Origin of the sequence: Leclercia sp. UBA2479 (assembly GCF_002341985.1) — a bacterium.
GTDB lineage: Bacteria > Pseudomonadota > Gammaproteobacteria > Enterobacterales > Enterobacteriaceae > Enterobacter > Enterobacter pneumoniae.
Map to the genome: position 1 here is coordinate 187,013 of NZ_DDPB01000001.1, position 17,626 is coordinate 204,638.

17 protein-coding genes are annotated in these 17,626 nt (G+C 54.3%); 13 read left to right on the plus strand and 4 right to left on the minus strand.

From position 1 onward, the window contains the following. Positions 1-118: 118 nt before the first annotated feature. The 4 genes from gyrB to dnaA form a co-directional block, all read right to left on the minus strand. Positions 119-2,530 (minus strand): DNA topoisomerase (ATP-hydrolyzing) subunit B, encoded by a 2,412-nt coding sequence (gene gyrB / locus B3B59_RS00895; protein ID WP_040077741.1) that lies wholly within the window; start codon positions 2,528-2,530, stop codon positions 119-121. 28 nt (positions 2,531-2,558) lie between these two features. After that, positions 2,559-3,632, minus strand: coding sequence for a DNA replication/repair protein RecF (gene recF / locus B3B59_RS00900; protein WP_040077739.1), 1,074 nt, complete (start codon positions 3,630-3,632; stop codon positions 2,559-2,561). A 147-nt stretch (positions 3,633-3,779) separates the two neighbouring features. Further along, positions 3,780-4,880 (minus strand): DNA polymerase III subunit beta, encoded by a 1,101-nt coding sequence (gene dnaN, locus B3B59_RS00905; protein ID WP_040077737.1) that lies wholly within the window; start codon positions 4,878-4,880, stop codon positions 3,780-3,782. A gap of 4 nt (positions 4,881-4,884) precedes the next feature. Next, a complete protein-coding gene (gene dnaA / locus B3B59_RS00910; protein ID WP_040077736.1) occupies positions 4,885-6,282 on the minus strand; it encodes a chromosomal replication initiator protein DnaA in 1,398 nt (465 codons plus the stop codon). Between the two features lie 282 nt (positions 6,283-6,564). Here dnaA and B3B59_RS20525 point away from each other — a divergent pair, with 282 nt between their 5' ends. The 13 genes from B3B59_RS20525 (at position 6,565) to B3B59_RS00965 (ending at position 17,614) form a co-directional block, all read left to right on the plus strand. Next, complete coding sequence (locus B3B59_RS20525) at positions 6,565-6,657, plus strand: hypothetical protein (protein ID WP_419395832.1); 93 nt, start codon at positions 6,565-6,567, stop codon at positions 6,655-6,657. Positions 6,658-6,888: 231 nt separating this feature from the next. Continuing rightward, positions 6,889-7,029, plus strand: a complete 141-nt coding sequence (gene rpmH, locus B3B59_RS00915; protein ID WP_000831330.1) for a 50S ribosomal protein L34 — start codon at positions 6,889-6,891, stop codon at positions 7,027-7,029. 15 nt (positions 7,030-7,044) lie between these two features. Next, positions 7,045-7,404, plus strand: coding sequence for a ribonuclease P protein component (rnpA, locus tag B3B59_RS00920; RefSeq protein ID WP_014072458.1), 360 nt, complete (start codon positions 7,045-7,047; stop codon positions 7,402-7,404). After that, positions 7,368-7,625, plus strand: a complete 258-nt coding sequence (gene yidD, locus B3B59_RS00925) for a membrane protein insertion efficiency factor YidD (protein WP_001307474.1) — start codon at positions 7,368-7,370, stop codon at positions 7,623-7,625. Before rnpA ends, yidD begins: the two co-directional genes overlap by 37 nt. 2 nt (positions 7,626-7,627) lie before the next feature. Next, positions 7,628-9,271 (plus strand): membrane protein insertase YidC, encoded by a 1,644-nt coding sequence (gene yidC, locus B3B59_RS00930; RefSeq protein WP_040077734.1) that lies wholly within the window; start codon positions 7,628-7,630, stop codon positions 9,269-9,271. Between the two features lie 75 nt (positions 9,272-9,346). Beyond that, positions 9,347-10,711 carry a tRNA uridine-5-carboxymethylaminomethyl(34) synthesis GTPase MnmE gene (mnmE, locus tag B3B59_RS00935; RefSeq protein ID WP_040077732.1) on the plus strand — a complete coding sequence of 455 codons (1,365 nt, stop codon included), beginning with the start codon at positions 9,347-9,349 and terminating at the stop codon, positions 10,709-10,711. A 129-nt stretch (positions 10,712-10,840) separates the two neighbouring features. Continuing rightward, positions 10,841-10,915, plus strand: coding sequence for a tryptophanase leader peptide (gene tnaC, locus B3B59_RS20455; RefSeq protein ID WP_103181005.1), 75 nt, complete (start codon positions 10,841-10,843; stop codon positions 10,913-10,915). A gap of 209 nt (positions 10,916-11,124) precedes the next feature. Further along, positions 11,125-12,540, plus strand: coding sequence for a tryptophanase (gene tnaA / locus B3B59_RS00940; RefSeq protein WP_233803315.1), 1,416 nt, complete (start codon positions 11,125-11,127; stop codon positions 12,538-12,540). Between the two features lie 92 nt (positions 12,541-12,632). After that, positions 12,633-13,883, plus strand: coding sequence for a low affinity tryptophan permease TnaB (tnaB, locus tag B3B59_RS00945; RefSeq protein WP_286807911.1), 1,251 nt, complete (start codon positions 12,633-12,635; stop codon positions 13,881-13,883). A gap of 129 nt (positions 13,884-14,012) precedes the next feature. Next, positions 14,013-15,188, plus strand: coding sequence for an MFS transporter (locus B3B59_RS00950; protein WP_046886356.1), 1,176 nt, complete (start codon positions 14,013-14,015; stop codon positions 15,186-15,188). Next, the gene (yidZ, locus tag B3B59_RS00955) at positions 15,157-16,140 is read left to right on the plus strand and encodes an HTH-type transcriptional regulator YidZ (RefSeq protein ID WP_040077727.1); all 984 of its coding nucleotides are present in this window, start codon (positions 15,157-15,159) and stop codon (positions 16,138-16,140) included. Before B3B59_RS00950 ends, yidZ begins: the two co-directional genes overlap by 32 nt. Before the next feature lie 121 nt (positions 16,141-16,261). Next, positions 16,262-17,011, plus strand: coding sequence for a 4'-phosphopantetheinyl transferase family protein (locus B3B59_RS00960; protein ID WP_046886357.1), 750 nt, complete (start codon positions 16,262-16,264; stop codon positions 17,009-17,011). Between the two features lie 36 nt (positions 17,012-17,047). Next, complete coding sequence (locus B3B59_RS00965; RefSeq protein ID WP_040077725.1) at positions 17,048-17,614, plus strand: NADPH-dependent FMN reductase; 567 nt, start codon at positions 17,048-17,050, stop codon at positions 17,612-17,614. Positions 17,615-17,626: the final 12 nt, after the last annotated feature.

Consider the following 17,626-nt stretch of genomic DNA (forward strand, 5'->3'; position numbering starts at 1 on the left):
GCGGGCAAAGAATCTCCCCTCACCCCGGCCCTCTCCCCACAGGGGCGAGGGAGAAAAGGCGGTACCGTACATCCCCTCTCCCCTATGGGGAGAGGGTTAGGGTGAGGGGGATAGCAGCTTAGATATCGATATTCGCCGCTTTCAGCGCGTTTTCTTCGATAAAGGCACGACGGGGTTCAACCGCATCGCCCATCAGGGTGGTGAACAGCTGATCCGCTGCAATCGCGTCTTTTACGGTAACGCGCAGCATACGGCGGCTTTCCGGATCCATAGTGGTTTCCCACAGCTGATCCGGGTTCATTTCGCCCAGGCCTTTATAACGCTGAATTGCCAGACCACGACGGGACTCTTTCACCAGCCACTCCAGCGCCTGCTCGAAGCTGGCAACCGGCTGACGGCGTTCGCCACGTTCGATGTAGGCATCGTCTTCGATCAGACCGCGCAGCTTTTCGCCGAGAGTGCAAAGGCGACGGTATTCCGGCCCGGTCACAAACTCGTGCTCCAGCGGATAGTCGGTATCCACACCGTGGGTACGCACGCGGACGATCGGCTCGAACAGCTGGTCAGCATTCTGCTGAACATCGCATTTCCACAGGCTACCGTGCTGTTCGTTCTCGTTCAGCTCGCTTACCAGCGCGTTGACCCAGCGGCTGACCGTCTGCTCGCTGCTCAGATCGGCTTCGGTCAGCGTTGGCTGATACACCAGCTCTTTCAGCAGCGCTTTCGGATAACGACGCTCCATACGGCCAATCATTTTCTGCGCAGCGTTAAACTCGGACACCAGACGTTCCAGCGGCTCGCCGGCCAGGGCCGGAGCGCTGGCGTTCGCATGCAGCGTTGCGCCATCCAGAGCGATAGAGATCTGATACTGATCCATCGCTTCGTCGTCTTTGATGTACTGTTCCTGTTTGCCTTTCTTCACTTTGTACAGCGGCGGCTGCGCAATGTAGACATGGCCACGCTCAACGATTTCCGGCATCTGACGATAGAAGAAGGTCAACAGCAGCGTACGGATGTGCGAGCCGTCGACGTCCGCATCGGTCATGATGATGATGCTGTGATAACGCAACTTGTCCGGGTTGTATTCGTCGCGACCGATGCCGCAGCCGAGCGCGGTAATCAGCGTTGCCACTTCCTGCGAAGAGAGCATCTTGTCGAAACGCGCTTTCTCGACGTTGAGGATTTTCCCCTTCAACGGCAGGATCGCCTGGTTCTTACGGTTACGGCCCTGCTTCGCAGAACCGCCCGCGGAGTCCCCTTCCACCAGGTACAGTTCGGACAGCGCCGGGTCGCGCTCCTGACAGTCTGCCAGTTTGCCCGGCAGGCCTGCTAAGTCGAGTGCGCCTTTGCGGCGGGTCATTTCACGGGCTTTACGCGCCGCTTCACGGGCACGTGCCGCATCGATAATTTTGCCGACCACGATTTTCGCGTCAGACGGGTTTTCTTGCAGGTAGTCGCTCAGCAGTTCGTTCATCTGCTGTTCAACCGCCGATTTCACCTCAGAGGAGACCAGTTTGTCTTTGGTCTGAGAGGAGAACTTCGGATCCGGCACCTTAACAGAAACCACGGCAATCAGGCCTTCACGAGCATCGTCGCCGGTGGCGCTGACTTTCGCTTTCTTGCTGTAGCCTTCTTTGTCCATGTAGGCGTTCAGGGTACGAGTCATCGCCGCACGGAAGCCCGCCAGGTGCGTACCGCCGTCACGCTGTGGAATGTTGTTGGTGAAGCAGTAGATGTTTTCCTGGAAACCATCGTTCCACTGCAGCGCCACTTCCACGCCGATACCGTCTTTTTCGGTAGAGAAGTAGAAGATATTCGGGTGAATAGGCGTTTTGTTCTTGTTCAGATACTCAACGAACGCCTTGATACCGCCTTCATAGTGGAAGTGGTCTTCTTTGCCGTCGCGTTTGTCGCGCAGGCGAATGGAGACGCCGGAGTTCAGGAACGACAGCTCACGCAGGCGTTTGGCCAAAATTTCATATTCGAATTCGGTGACGTTGGTGAAGGTTTCCAGGCTCGGCCAGAAACGCACCAGGGTACCGGTTTTTTCGGTATCGCCAGTGACAGCCAGCGGCGCTTCCGGCACACCATGCTGATAGATCTGGCGGTGAACTTTGCCTTCACGCTGGATAACCAGCTCCAGCTTCTGCGACAGGGCGTTAACCACGGAGACGCCTACGCCGTGCAGGCCGCCGGAGACTTTATAGGAGTTATCATCGAATTTACCGCCTGCGTGCAGAACGGTCATGATAACTTCCGCAGCAGATACGCCCTCTTCCGGGTGAATACCGGTTGGGATGCCACGACCATCATCGGTGACGGATACGGAGTTGTCCGCATGGATCGTCACCACGATGTCTTTACAGTGACCCGCGAGCGCTTCGTCGATAGCGTTATCTACCACCTCGAATACCATGTGGTGCAGACCGGTGCCGTCATCCGTGTCGCCGATATACATACCCGGGCGCTTACGCACCGCATCCAGCCCTTTCAGGACTTTGATACTGGAGGAGTCATAAGAATTCGACATCAACGTTTCTCGCTCATTTATTCTTGGGTTAATCCGTTATTTTACCCTTTTCCACGGTGAACATCTTCGAATTTTTGTCCGACATGTCCATAACGTGTTCAGCGCTAATCGCGCTGACGAAAACCTGCGACTGCGTGGCTTTTAAGCGGCTGGCTAGCAGCCCTCGCCGCGCGTCGTCGAGTTCCGAGGCAAAATCATCTATCAGATACAGGCAGCGTCGGCCGCTCTCGCGGGTGAGAAACTCCCCCTGTGCCAGCCGTAGCGCGCACATCAGGAGCTTAAGCTGCCCACGCGATAATGTATCTTCTACCGGCGCACCGTCAGCACGAATGCGGAAATCCGCTTTATGCGGGCCATGCGCGGTATAGGTCAGCAGGCGGTCGCGCTCGAAGCTTCTCTCCAGCACCTCGGCATAATCCGTCTCTTTCTCCCAGCCACGCTGGAAGGAGAAGGTGAGAGAAAACTCTGGTAAAAACTGTTTGCAGGTGTCGGCCATATCTTCGGCGATACCTGCGCTGTATTCGGCACGCCAGGTGCTGATTTGTTCCGCCAGCGGGACCAACTCTTTGTCCCACGGGCGCAGTTGGGCGTAGCGCGTCACCTGGCGCAGCGCGGCATTGCGCTGCTTGAGCAAACGCTTAAGGTTGCTCCAGGCGTTAAAGAATCCCGCTTCATTGTGAAAGCATCCCCAGTCAAGGAACGCTCTTCTGTATTTGGGGCCGCCGTTGAGTAAAGTAAACCCCTCGGGCGTAATCAGCTGCATCGGCATCAAGAGCGCCAGTTCGGCCACCTTATGCCCGTCGGTACCATCAATGCGGACTTTGCTGTCACCCTGCTTGTCTTTGGTCAGGCCGACGGCGGTTTCACGCTCTGCGCCCTGAAGACGCCCATGCAGAACAAAGGACTCTTGCTCGTGGCGAATGACGCGGCCAATTTGCAAGCTGCGAAACGCCCGACCGTGGCCAAGCGTATAGATGGCTTCCAGCACGCTGGTTTTGCCGCTGCCGTTTGCGCCAACCAGGAAGTTAAAGCCGGGGGATAAAGCGAGATCCGCATTTTCAATATTACGGAAATCTTTGATTAAAAGGCGCGTCAGTGACATATCTGAATTTCTTCGGGCCAGGGCGTAATCGGCGCAGCCAGTATCAACGCGGACTGCGCGCAGACCCTGGAGCGTACACGCAGTACGTGACAGGGGCGAGCACAGCCCAGGTTGAAAATGGCAAGTAAGATAGCCCGATAGTTATCACTACAGTCTCATTGGCATAACAACATAAGCAGCGGACTGGGATGCAGCATCTTCAATCTGTACGCTCGATACAGAGTCGGTCAGCAGAATGCGAACGTTCTCGCATTTCAGTGCATTCAGTACGTCCAGCACGTAGCTAACGTTAAAGCCGATTTCCATCTCTGCGCCGGCGTAGGTGACGTCCAGAATCTCTTCTGCCTCTTCCTGCTCCGGGTTATTCGCGGTGATTTTGATCTGGTTTTCACTCACATACAGACGCACGCCGCGGAACTTCTCGTTGGAGAGAATGGCCGCACGGGCAAATGCCTGCTTAAGGCTGTCGCAGCCCGCTTCCAGCGTCTTGTCGGGATTCTTCGGCAATACGCGACGATAATCCGGGAAACGCCCGTCAACCAGCTTCGAGGTGAAGACAAAATCCCCCACGTGGGCGCGAATGTTATTGCTGCCAATTTGCACGCGCAGCGGAGTATCACCGCCGTCAAGCATGCGCATCAGCTCAATCACCCCTTTACGCGGCACGATCACCGAATGGTTTGGCAGGCTAACGCCAATTGGCATAGAGCAGACCGCCAGGCGGTGTCCGTCGGTGGCGACGGTACGCAGCTCTTCCCCTTCGGTTTCAAACAGCATGCCGTTTAAGTAGTAGCGAACGTCCTGATGCGCCATAGAAAACTGCGTGGCTTCAATCAGACGCTTCATCGTCGCCTGTGGCAGGGTGAATTCCACTTCGCTCTGCCAGTCATCCAGGTTCGGGAAGTCCGCGGCTGGCAGGGTAGAGAGAGAGAAACGGCTGCGGCCAGAGCGGACCAGCATGCGGTCGCCCTCGAGCTGCACGGCGATCTCTGCCCCTTCAGGCAAGCCACGGCAAATATCAAAGAATTTACGGGCCGGAACCGTGGTGGCGCCTGCGTCGTGCGGCTGAGTCAGCGTCACCCGCGCAACCATTTCCATTTCCAGATCGGTGCCGGTCAGCGACAGCGTACCGTCTGCGACCTGCAGCAGCAGGTTACCAAGAATAGGCAGCGTCGGGCGGCCGCCTAATGGGCCACTCACCTGTTGTAGCGGCTTTAATAAATGTTCACGTTCAACGGTAAATTTCATAGCGTCACGATGATAATGTTCTGATTAAATTGGAGAAGTCTTCTTTTATGTCGTGGCTTTCTTCCCGCAGCTGCTCGATTTTACGACAAGCGTGCAGCACGGTGGTGTGGTCACGGCCACCAAACGCATCGCCGATCTCCGGCAGACTGTGGTTGGTTAACTCCTTTGCCAGCGCCATCGCCATTTGGCGAGGTCGGGCTACCGAGCGTGAACGGCGTTTCGACAATAAGTCGGCCACTTTAATTTTGTAGTACTCCGCCACCGTCTTCTGAATATTGTCGATGGTGACCAGTTTTTCCTGCAACGCCAGCAGATCGCGCAGCGCTTCACGCACGAAATCAATGGTGATGGCCCGGCCGGTAAAGTTGGCGTTGGCGATGACGCGGTTCAGTGCCCCTTCCAGCTCACGCACATTAGAGCGTAGGCGCTTGGCGATGAAGAATGCCACTTCACCCGGCAGGCGAATGTCGTTTTCATCTGCCTTTTTCATCAGGATCGCCACACGGGTTTCCAGCTCCGGCGGTTCGATCGCCACGGTCAGGCCCCAGCCGAAGCGGGACTTAAGACGATCTTCAACGCCGTTGATCTCTTTTGGATAACGATCCGAGGTCAAAATGATCTGTTGATTACCTTCCAGCAGAGCGTTGAAGGTGTGGAAGAACTCTTCCTGGGATCGTTCTTTATTAGCGAAGAACTGAATGTCATCGATCAGCAGGGCATCAACGGAACGGTAGTAGCGTTTAAACTCTTCGATCGCATTGTTTTGCAGGGCTTTTACCATGTCCTGAACGAAGCGCTCGGAGTGCATATACACCACTTTGGCGTTTGGCTTGCGCGCCATGATGCCATTGCCCACGGCATGCAGCAGGTGCGTTTTACCCAGACCGGTACCGCCATATAAAAACAGGGGGTTATACGCTCCGCCGGGGTTATCCGCTACCTGACGGGCTGCCGCACGGGCCAGCTGGTTTGATTTACCTTCTACGAAGTTATCGAAGGTATGTTTGACGTTAACGTTGGAACGGTAGGTCGGCTCCGCCGGGGCCGGAACGTTATCCCAGCCTGAACGTGCCGCAGGCACGACGCGCGGCTGATGGACCTGTGTCGCCTGCGCAGGGGCGGCAACGTTAACAGTCTCTTTAAGGGTTTGGGTGACCGGCTTGGTGCCCACTTCAAAACGCAGCTGTGGGGCATCGGTACCGCAAAAATCGTTTAGCAGTCCATTGATATTATTGAGGTACTTGTCCCTTACCCAATCGAGCACAAAACGGTTTGGCGCATACAAAGCCAGCGTGTTATCGCTCAGTTCCGCCTGCAACGGGCGGATCCACATACTGAATTCTGTGGCTGGTAACTCATCCTGCAATCGGGCAAGACATTGCTGCCAAAGCGAAAGTGACACGGCGGACTCCACTCGAACAATAAAAAGAAAGCTATTGAATAGTCATGATTGTAGACGCACGTCGAAAAGCCCTGCGCATAAGGGGGACGTGCGAACCGCTGTCTGCGGTTTTATACCCGATCGTAACCGCTGGGATCCCGATCGGGACCGCGGATCATAGCCTAAACTGAGCCAGAGATCTTCTGTTTCTCACAGATTCTTCCCGATTTATCCACAGGAAGATCCGAAACCGGGTAAGTGTAATCGATCCTGGTTAGCCTGCCCCGGGATTTAGGCCGCATATTGGAAAAATTACTGAGTCGTGACAAATTTTTGCTTAAAAGATCTAACGAAGATCCTGGACGATCCTTGCGCTTTACCGGTGAGGTCGTATAATCCTCCACCCGTCGCGTAATGCTCGGCTTCCCGCGCGTTTAACGCTGTTCATTTTGCATGCGAAATCGTGTGAATTTACGCGGGAAATAAGGAAAGAGAATTGACTCCGGAGTGTACAATTATTACAATCCGGCCTCTTTAATCACCCATGGCTTCGGCGTCCGTCGTGCGATATTCGTTCGGGCATCGTAAAAAGCCATTGAATTTATTCAAGTTTAGGTAGAAATCGCCATGAAACGCACTTTTCAACCGTCTGTACTGAAGCGCAACCGTTCTCACGGCTTCCGTGCTCGTATGGCTACTAAAAATGGTCGTCAGGTTCTGGCACGTCGTCGTGCTAAAGGCCGCGCTCGTCTGACCGTTTCCAAGTAATAAAGCTAACCCCTGGTGGTTAAGCTCGCATTTCCCAGGGAGTTACGTTTGTTAACTCCCACTCATTTCACTTTCGTCTTCCAGCAGCCACAACGGGCTGGCACGCCGCAAATCACCATCCTCGGCCGCCAAAATTCGCTGGGGCATCCCCGTATCGGTCTTACTGTCGCCAAGAAAAACGTTAAGCGTGCGCATGAACGCAACCGGATTAAACGTCTGACGCGTGAAAGCTTCCGTTTACGTCAACATGAACTCCCTTCGATGGATTTCGTGGTGGTGGCGAAAAAAGGGGTTGCCGACCTCGATAACCGTGCTCTCTCGGAAGCGTTGGAAAAATTATGGCGCCGCCACTGTCGCCTGGCTCACGGGTCCTGATAGCCCTCATTAGGGTCTATCAACGCCTGATTAGTCCGCTACTCGGGCCGCACTGCCGTTTCACACCGACATGCTCAAGCTATGGAATTGAGGCATTGCGCAGGTTTGGAGTGATAAAAGGCAGTTGGTTGACGGTGAAACGCGTATTAAAATGCCACCCTTTACACCCAGGTGGAGACGACCCCGTCCCCCCCGGACCCTTTGATACCAGAGAACACTAACGATGGATTCGCAACGCAATCTTCTTATCATCGCTTTGTTGTTCGTGTCTTTCATGATCTGGCAGGCATGGGAGCAGGATAAAAATCCTCAACCCCAGCAGCAGACCACGCAGACCACGACCACCGCAGCGGGTAGCGCCGCCGACCAGGGCGTACCGGCCAGTGGCCAGGGGAAACAGATTACGGTTAAGACCGATGTGCTTGAGCTGACTATCAACACCCGTGGTGGTGATGTTGAGCAGGCGCTGCTGTTGACCTACCCAAAAGAGCTGAAGTCTACCGAACCGTTCCAGTTACTGGAAACCACACCGCAGTTCCTTTATCAGGCGCAGAGCGGTCTGACCGGTCGTGATGGCCCGGATAACCCGGCTAACGGTGCGCGTCCACTGTATAACGTCGAGAGTGATACCTTTGTGCTGGCTGATGGTCAGAACGAGCTGGCTATCCCGATGACCTATACCGATGCCGCAGGCAACACCTTCACCAAAACCTTCACCCTGAAACGCGGTGAGTATGCGGTGAACGTTGGCTACAGCGTGCAGAACGCCAGCGAGAAACCGCTGGAAATCTCGACCTTTGGTCAGCTGAAGCAATCCATCGATCTGCCGTCTCATCGTGACACCGGAAGCAGCAACTTCGCGCTGCATACCTTCCGTGGCGCAGCGTACTCCACGCCAGATTCGAAGTATGAGAAATACAAATTCGATACTATCGCGGATAACGAGAACCTGAACGTCAGCGCTAAAGGCGGTTGGGTTGCGATGCTGCAACAGTATTTCGCAACGGCGTGGGTGCCTAATAACGACGGTACCAACAACTTCTACACCGCGAACCTCGGCAACGGTATTGCAGCTATCGGCTACAAATCTCAGCCGGTTCTGGTGCAGCCGGGTCAAACCGGTAAGCTGGCGAGCACCCTGTGGGTCGGCCCGGAAATTCAGGACAAAATGGCTGCAGTAGCGCCGCACCTGGATCTGACCGTGGATTACGGCTGGTTGTGGTTCATCTCTCAGCCGCTGTTTAAGCTGCTGAAGTGGATCCATAGCTTCCTGGGTAACTGGGGCTTCTCCATCATCGTTATCACCTTTATCGTTCGTGGCATCATGTACCCGCTGACTAAAGCGCAGTACACCTCCATGGCGAAGATGCGCATGCTGCAGCCGAAGATTGCGGCGATGCGTGAGCGTCTGGGCGATGACAAACAGCGTCAGAGCCAGGAGATGATGGCCCTGTATAAAGCAGAGAAAGTGAACCCACTGGGTGGTTGCTTCCCGCTGCTGATTCAGATGCCAATCTTCCTTGCGCTGTACTACATGCTGATGGGTTCCGTTGAGCTGCGCCATGCGCCGTTCGCCCTGTGGATCCATGACCTGTCTGCACAGGACCCGTACTACATCCTGCCGATCCTGATGGGCGTGACGATGTTCTTCATCCAGAAGATGTCGCCGACCACCGTGACCGACCCGATGCAGCAGAAGATCATGACCTTCATGCCGGTCATCTTCACCGTGTTCTTCCTGTGGTTCCCGTCAGGTCTGGTGCTGTACTACATCGTCAGCAACCTGGTGACCATTATCCAGCAGCAACTGATTTACCGTGGTCTGGAAAAACGTGGCCTGCATAGCCGCGAAAAGAAAAGTTCCTGATTCGGTTGAGCAGTAGCTAGAATAAGGGCGGTCAAATGACCGCCTTTTTTTATTGCAACACAGTTGAGAAAAACCATGAGCCATAACGACACTATCGTCGCCCAGGCAACCCCACCGGGACGCGGTGGTGTGGGCATCCTGCGCATCTCCGGCCAAAAGGCGCGCGAGGTGGCAGAAGCCGTACTGGGGAAACTGCCGAAGCCGCGCTACGCCGATTATTTGCCGTTTAAAGACAGCGACGGTACCGCGCTGGATCAGGGCATTGCGCTGTGGTTTCCGGGGCCAAACTCCTTTACCGGCGAAGATGTGCTCGAACTTCAGGGCCACGGCGGCCCGGTGATCCTCGATTTACTGTTAAAACGTATTCTGACCTTGCCGGGCCTGCGCATTGCGAAGCCGGGTGAGTTTTCTGAGCGTGCCTTTCTGAACGATAAACTCGATCTGGCGCAGGCCGAGGCGATTGCCGACCTGATCGACGCCAGCTCTGAGCAGGCGGCCCGCTCTGCGCTCAACTCGCTGCAGGGGGCATTTTCTGCCCGCGTAAACCATCTGGTGGAAGCACTTACTCACCTCAGGATCTACGTGGAGGCGGCGATTGATTTCCCGGATGAGGAGATCGACTTCCTTTCCGATGGCAAAATCGAAGCCCAGCTCAACAGCGTGATGACCGATCTCGACGCGGTGCGTGCCGAAGCGCGCCAGGGCAGCCTGCTGCGTGAAGGGATGAAGGTGGTGATTGCCGGTCGCCCTAATGCCGGTAAATCGAGCCTGCTGAACGCGCTGGCGGGTCGTGAGGCTGCCATCGTTACTGATATTGCCGGCACCACCCGCGACGTACTGCGCGAGCATATCCACATCGACGGCATGCCTCTGCACATTATCGACACCGCGGGTCTGCGCGATGCCAGCGACGAAGTAGAGCGTATCGGTATTGAGCGTGCCTGGCAGGAGATTGAGCAGGCTGACCGCGTGCTATTTATGGTAGACGGCACCACCACTGACGCGGTGGATCCCGCAGATATCTGGCCGGACTTTATCGCCCGTCTGCCCGCTAAACTGCCGATCACCGTTGTGCGTAACAAAGCCGATGTGACGGGCGAGACGCTGGGTATGAGTGAAGTAAATGGTCACTCACTTATTCGCCTCTCGGCACGTACCGGCGAAGGCGTGGATGACCTGCGTAACCACCTCAAACAGAGCATGGGCTTTGATACCAGCATGGAGGGCGGCTTCCTGGCGCGCCGTCGTCACCTGCAGGCGCTGGAAGAGGCGGCGAACCATCTTGTTCAGGGGAAAGCGCAGCTGATTGGCGCCTGGGCGGGTGAGCTGCTGGCGGAAGAGCTGCGCCTGGCGCAGCAGAATCTGAGTGAGATCACCGGGGAGTTTTCCTCGGACGATCTGTTGGGCCGCATCTTCTCGAGCTTCTGTATCGGGAAATAACCCTGCACAGCCACAATAATCGTCAGGTTATTGTGGCTGTGATTACACTCACAATTAATTATCCTGCAGATAGACCCGTTATTCTCATTATAATAATGTAGCTGAGTGTCTAATGAGGATAAATCAATGATGATTATCTTAAATACATACATCACTTCTAAGTGGTTTAATATTGACAATAAAATTGTCAATCACCACCCATAATCCCCCCTTTGCTCGTCCTTTGCTAAATGCTAACTAACCAGGTTTATTAATCTGCTTATTTGGTATGTCTGCAATATATTCTTGCCAGCTCCGATCGTCTGCGTGGTTTATTTCCACAGGCGGCATTAAATGATGGCTGGCATATACATCTCTGTACTTAGGGTTATTAAATAGCCCTCAGCACCGCTGCGTGCAAAAAGGATGAACAAATGGAAAACTTCAAACATTTACCTGAGCCTTTCCGTATTCGTGTTATTGAGCCAGTGAAACGCACCACCCGCGAGCACCGGGAAAATGCCATTGTTGAATCGGGCATGAACCCGTTTCTGCTTGATAGCGAAGATGTCTTTATTGACCTGCTGACCGACAGCGGTACCGGGGCAGTCACACAAAATATGCAGGCCGCTATGTTGCGTGGGGACGAAGCCTACAGCGGCAGCCGCAGTTATTACGCACTCTCCGATGCGGTGAAAACCATTTTTGGCTATCAATACACTATCCCGACTCACCAGGGGCGGGGCGCTGAACAGATCTACATTCCGGTCTTGATCAAAAAACGCGAGCAGGAAAAAGGGCTGGACCGCAGCAAAATGGTCGCGTTCTCCAACTATTTCTTTGATACGACTCAGGGCCATAGCCAGATTAATGGCTGCACGGTGCGTAACGTCTATATCAAAGAGGCGTTTGATACCGGTATTCGTTACGATTTTAAAGGCAACTTTGACCTCGAAGGACTGGAGCGCGGCATTCAGGAGGTGGGCGCCAATAATGTGCCTTATATCGTCGCAACCATTACCAGCAACTCCGCCGGCGGCCAGCCGGTCTCGCTGGCCAACCTGAAGGCGATGTACGCCATCGCGCAAAAATATGACATTCCGGTGGTGATGGACTCCGCGCGCTTCGCGGAGAACGCCTACTTTATCCAGAAGCGTGAAGCGGAATACCGCGACTGGAGCATTGCAGACATTACCCGTGAAACCTATAAATACGCCGATATGCTGGCGATGTCGGCCAAAAAAGACGCGATGGTGCCCATGGGCGGCCTGCTGTGTATTAAGGATGACCGCTTCTTCGACGTCTATACCGAATGCCGAACCCTTTGCGTGGTGCAGGAAGGCTTCCCGACCTACGGTGGCCTTGAAGGCGGTGCGATGGAGCGCCTGGCCGTCGGTCTGCATGATGGCATGAATCCAGACTGGCTGGCGTACCGTATCAATCAGGTGCAATACCTGGTCGATGGCCTGGAAGCCATCGGTGTAGTGTGTCAGCAGGCGGGAGGGCATGCGGCATTTGTTGATGCAGGAAAACTACTGCCGCATATTCCGGCTGATCAGTTCCCGGCACAGGCGTTAGCCTGCGAGCTCTATAAGGTGGCGGGCATTCGGGCGGTAGAAATCGGGTCGTTCTTGTTAGGCCGCGATCCTAAAACCGGCAAACAGCTGCCCTGCCCGGCGGAGTTACTGCGTTTAACCATTCCACGCGCGACCTACACGCAGACGCACATGGACTTTATTGTCGAAGCCTTTAAACATGTGAAAGAGAACGCCAGCAATATTAAGGGGTTAACCTTCACCTACGAACCGAAAGTTTTACGTCACTTCACTGCCAAACTGAAAGAAGTTTAACCCGCACCTTCCGGGGGACTAACGCCCTGTTAGTCACCCGGAATTCATTACACACCAACAACATCAGGCTAACCATAATTAATGGGTGCACCATGGATAACAGTTTGAAGACTAAACACTCTTCGTTTTGGGGTGTCATGGTAATAGCAGGTACGGTTATTGGCGGGGGAATGTTTGCTTTACCCGTGGATTTAGCAGGCTCGTGGTTTTTTTGGGGCGCATTTATTTTAATCATTGCCTGGTTTTCAATGCTTCACTCAGGATTATTACTGTTAGAGGCCAATTTAAATTATCCTGTCGGTTCCAGCTTTAATACCATCACCAAAGATCTGATTGGCAATAAATGGAATGTGGTGAGTGGTTTCACGGTCGCCTTTGTTCTGTATATTCTTACTTATGCGTATATCTCTGCCAATGGCGCGATCATTAGCGAAACCATTGCCATGAACCAGGGGACGCATGTTAATCCGCGCCTCGTAGGGATAGGTACAGCGATCTTTGTTGCGGCGGTATTATGGGTCAGTTCCCTGGCGGCCAGCCGTATTACCTCGCTTTGCCTGGGGATTAAGATCATTGCGTTTATTATTGTTTTTGGGTCGTTTTTCTTCCAGGTGGACTACGCCATTTTACGGGACATTAATGTCAGTACCACCAGCAACACAGCCTATTTCCCCTATATTTTTATGGCCTTGCCGGTCTGTCTGGCGTCGTTTGGTTTTCATGGCAATATACCCAGCTTAATCATCTGCTACGGCAAACGAAAAGATAAGCTGATTAAAAGCATTGTCTTTGGTTCGCTGTTGGCCCTGTTCATTTATCTGTTCTGGTTGTACTGCACGATGGGCAATATTACCCGCGAGAGCTTTAACGAGATTATCTCTTCAGGCGGCAATGTCGATTCGCTGGTGAAATCATTCCTCGGCACCCGACAGCACGGCGTGATCGAATTTTGCCTGCTGGTCTTCTCTAACCTTGCGGTCGCCAGCTCTTTCTTCGGCGTCACCCTGGGGTTGTTCGATTATCTTGCCGATCTCTTTAACATCGATAACTCTCCTGTCGGACGCCTGAAAACGGTTTTATTAACCTTTCTGCCCCCCGCCATTCTCTATCTCATCTTCCCGAATGGCTTTATCTATGGCATTGGCGGTGCGGGATTGTGCGCAACCATCTGGGCCGTGATTGTTCCTGCCGTGCTGGCATTAAAAGCGAGAAAAAAGTTTCCCGAAAAAACCTTCACCGTCTGGGGAGGGCTGTTTATTCCGGGGCTGGTCATTCTGTTTGGTATTGCAGTTATTCTCTGCTGGTTCGGCAGCACCTTTAACGTTTTGCCACGCTTCGGTTAACGTCCGCGCTCGTTGTCTACGCCACCCGCCCGGGTGGCTTTCCTGACAGGAAATCACCTTTGTCCAAATGGCAACTCGCTTATCCCCTTCCCAACCCCTATTCTGCTTGCCTGCATCTATGGGGGATCTATGGCTCGTTTTCTGTTTTGTAGCTTTGCACTGGTTCTGCTTTATCCGTCTGGCATTGATATGTATCTGGTCGGTTTGCCGCATATCGCCCGCGACCTGGGGGCCAGTGAAGCGCAGTTGCACATTGCCTTTTCGGCCTACCTCGCGGGAATGGCCTCCTCAATGGTGTTTGCCGGGAAAATTGCCGATAAAGCAGGACGTCAACCCGTGGCGATTACCGGCGCCGTGATTTTTGCCCTCGCGTCAGTACTCTGTTCACAAGCGCAAGAAAGCACCCTCTTCCTGATCGGGCGCTTCATTCAGGGTGTTGGCGCTGGCGGCTGCTACGTGGTGGCGTTTGCTATTCTGCGCGATACGTTAAGCGCCCAACGCCGTGCGAAAGTGCTCTCGATGCTTAACGGCATTACCTGCATTATTCCGGTACTGGCGCCGGTCATCGGTTATCTGATTATGCTCAAATTGCCCTGGCAAAGCCTGTTCTGGACTATGGCGGTAATGGGGATGTTGGTCTTCCTCCTCTCTATTGCGGTATTGAAAGAGACCCACCCGGGTTCACAACACTCCCGGACGGGGACCACCTTCCATCCGGCGGAAAAACTGCTAAACCGATTTTTTATTAGCAGACTGCTGGTCACGACCCTCAGCGTGGCGGTGATCCTGACCTATGTAAACGTTTCCCCGGTATTACTGATGGAAACCATGGGCTTTGATCGCGGCGAATACTCTACAGTGATGGCCTCTACCGCGCTGGTAAGTATGGCCGTCTCCTTCTCTACTCCTTTTGCGCTAAATATCTTTAGCCAGCGCACCCTGATGCTGACCTCACAGGTACTGTTCCTGGCCGCAGGCGTGCTGCTCGCATCGGCAAGTTCGCACTCTTTGATGTTGGCGGGCATTACGCTGATTTGCGCCGGTTTCTCCGTCGGCTTTGGCGTAGCGATGAGTCAGGCGTTAGGACCCTTTTCGTTGCGGGCAGGCGTGGCCAGTTCAGTATTGGGTATCGCGCAGGTGTGCGGCTCGTCGCTGTGGATTTGGCTCGCCGCCGTACTCGGCCTTAATGCGCTGAATATGCTGATCGGGATTCTGATTGGCTGTAGCATTCTCTGCATTGTTCTCCTTCTGGCGATTCGGCCCATAGCCCATTATGAAGAAGCCCCTCAGCAGTCTGGATCTTAATCTGTTACTCACCCTGCAACTGTTGTTGCAGGAGCGAAGCGTTACCCGGGCGGCGAAGCGAATGAACATCACGCCGTCCGCGGTCAGCAAAGCGCTGGCAAAGCTGCGCGCCTGGTTCGATGATCCGTTATTTGTGAAAACCCCGCTCGGGTTACTGCCAACGCCGCTGACGGTAAGCCTGGAGCACGATCTTGCCGACTGGATGCAGATAGGCAATCAGATCCTCGACAAGTCACACAATGACTCCCCGGGGGGGATGAAGTTTGAACTGGCGGCAGAAACGCCGTTAATGTTGATCCGCTTTAACGCGCTACTGGACAGGATAAACCAGCGCTATCCCCAGGCCTCGGTGCGTATGCGCCACTGGGACTACGACTCGCTGGATGCCATAACCCGGGGTGAAGTGGATATCGGCTTTACCGGTCGCGAAACCCATCCTCGCTCCCGCGAATTGTTGAAATTGCTGCCGTGGTTTATCGACCATGAAATTCTTTTTTCCGACCGCCCCTGCGTCTACCTGCGTGAGGGCCATCCGGCGCTTCAGGAGGAGTGGAATCTCGAGACGTTTCTCCGCTACCCCCATATCAGTATCTTTTGGGAGCGTAGCGACACCTGGGCGCTGGACGAGGTGTTAAATGAGATGGGGCTGACGCGCAATATCGCTATGAGCCTGCCGGGGTTTGAGCAGTCGATGTTTATGGCTGCGCAGCCGCACCATGACTACATTGCGACCGCGCCGCACTACTGCCGGCACTATAATCATCTCCACCAGCGTAAGCTGGTGACGCGTCCGATCCCTATCGACGAAGCGATGGCGGAAAAACTTACCGTGCCCTTTACGCTTATCTGGCACAAACGTAACAGCCATAACCCGAAAATCATCTGGCTTAAAGAGACGATCAAGGCCCTCTATCGCGATTCACTGCGCGAGGAATCCGATTTTTATATCTGAAAATGTAAAGTTCGGTGTCGGGACTTCTAATAATCAACTTTACGGATTAAAACTGAGGAAGAGTTAAGCGATAATGATGTAACCGTTTAACCAGGCACAAACCATTATCACGGAGCGAAAAATGGCAACGCACTTTGCTAGAGGGATACTTACCCAGGGACATCTTGTCTCTACCAGGCTCTCCCCCGCCTGTCATGATGAAGCACGGATACTGCCGGAACATCGCCGCTCACGTTTTATCGCCTCAAGAGCGCTGCTCGCCGAACTGCTGTTTATGCTTTACGGCACCACTGAGCTACCGGATATCATCACCCTGCCGGAGGGGCGCCCTGTATTTGCCAACCCTGAACTGCCTCGTTTTTCCATCGCCTATACCGGGAATATTGTCGGTGTAGCGCTCACGACAGAGGGCGATTGTGGTCTGGATATGGAACTGCAGCGCGCTATTCGTGGCTTCCACGGCGGGCCGCATGCCCACGACACCTATCCGTTATCCAGCAATGAACTGCTGTGGGTGCGTAATCAAAACGATCCCAATGAAGCCAAAGCGCAGCTTATTACCCTGCGCCAGAGTATCCGTAAACTCTGCGGATGCGCCTCTGACGATGCCCGGCTGCTACAATTGCTTCCAGGTTCCGGACGACTTCGCGCCACCCAGGCAACGCTTGTAGAGGCCCTCAGCGACGCAGAAGATGTGCTGATCTGGTCTCTCGCCGTTACGCCCGCGATTGAGCGTTTGAATATCTGGGAATTTGACAGCAAGCATGGCTGGAATAGCCTGGCGGACGTTCCCGAGCGTGCCAACGAACCCGCCACGCGTCTGATGAGATTAACCAGTTTACCCGCAGAGAAAGCATTTACCCTTAGCTGACCCGTCCAGGGCCATCATGATGAAACAGGAGTAATCATGTCTGATACGTTGAAAGTTGTTACGTTACTGGGAAGCCTGCGCAAAGGTTCATTTAACGGGATGGTTGCCCGTACGCTGCCGAAACTGGCGCCAGAGGGGATGACGGTCGACGCCCTGCCGTCTATTGGGGATATCCCGCTGTACGATGCCGATGTGCAGCAAGAAGAGGGGTTCCCGCAAAGCGTTGAAGCGCTGGCTGAACAGATTCGCCAGGCAGATGGGGTGGTGATTGTGACCCCGGAATATAACTACTCGGTACCGGGTGGATTAAAAAATGCGATCGACTGGCTCTCTCGTCTGCCGGAACAGCCGCTGGCGGGTAAACCGGTGCTGATCCAGACCAGCTCGATGGGCGCCATCGGCGGCGCGCGCTGCCAGTACCATCTGCGTCAGATCCTGGTGTTCCTCGACGCAATGGTCATGAACAAACCGGAATTTATGGGCGGCGTGATTCAGAACAAGGTCGACCCACAAACAGGTGAAGTGATTGACCAGAGCACGCTGGACCATCTCTCGGGGCAGTTGACCGCGTTTGGTGATTACATCAAGCGGGTGAAGGCGTAAGCACAGCCTGAT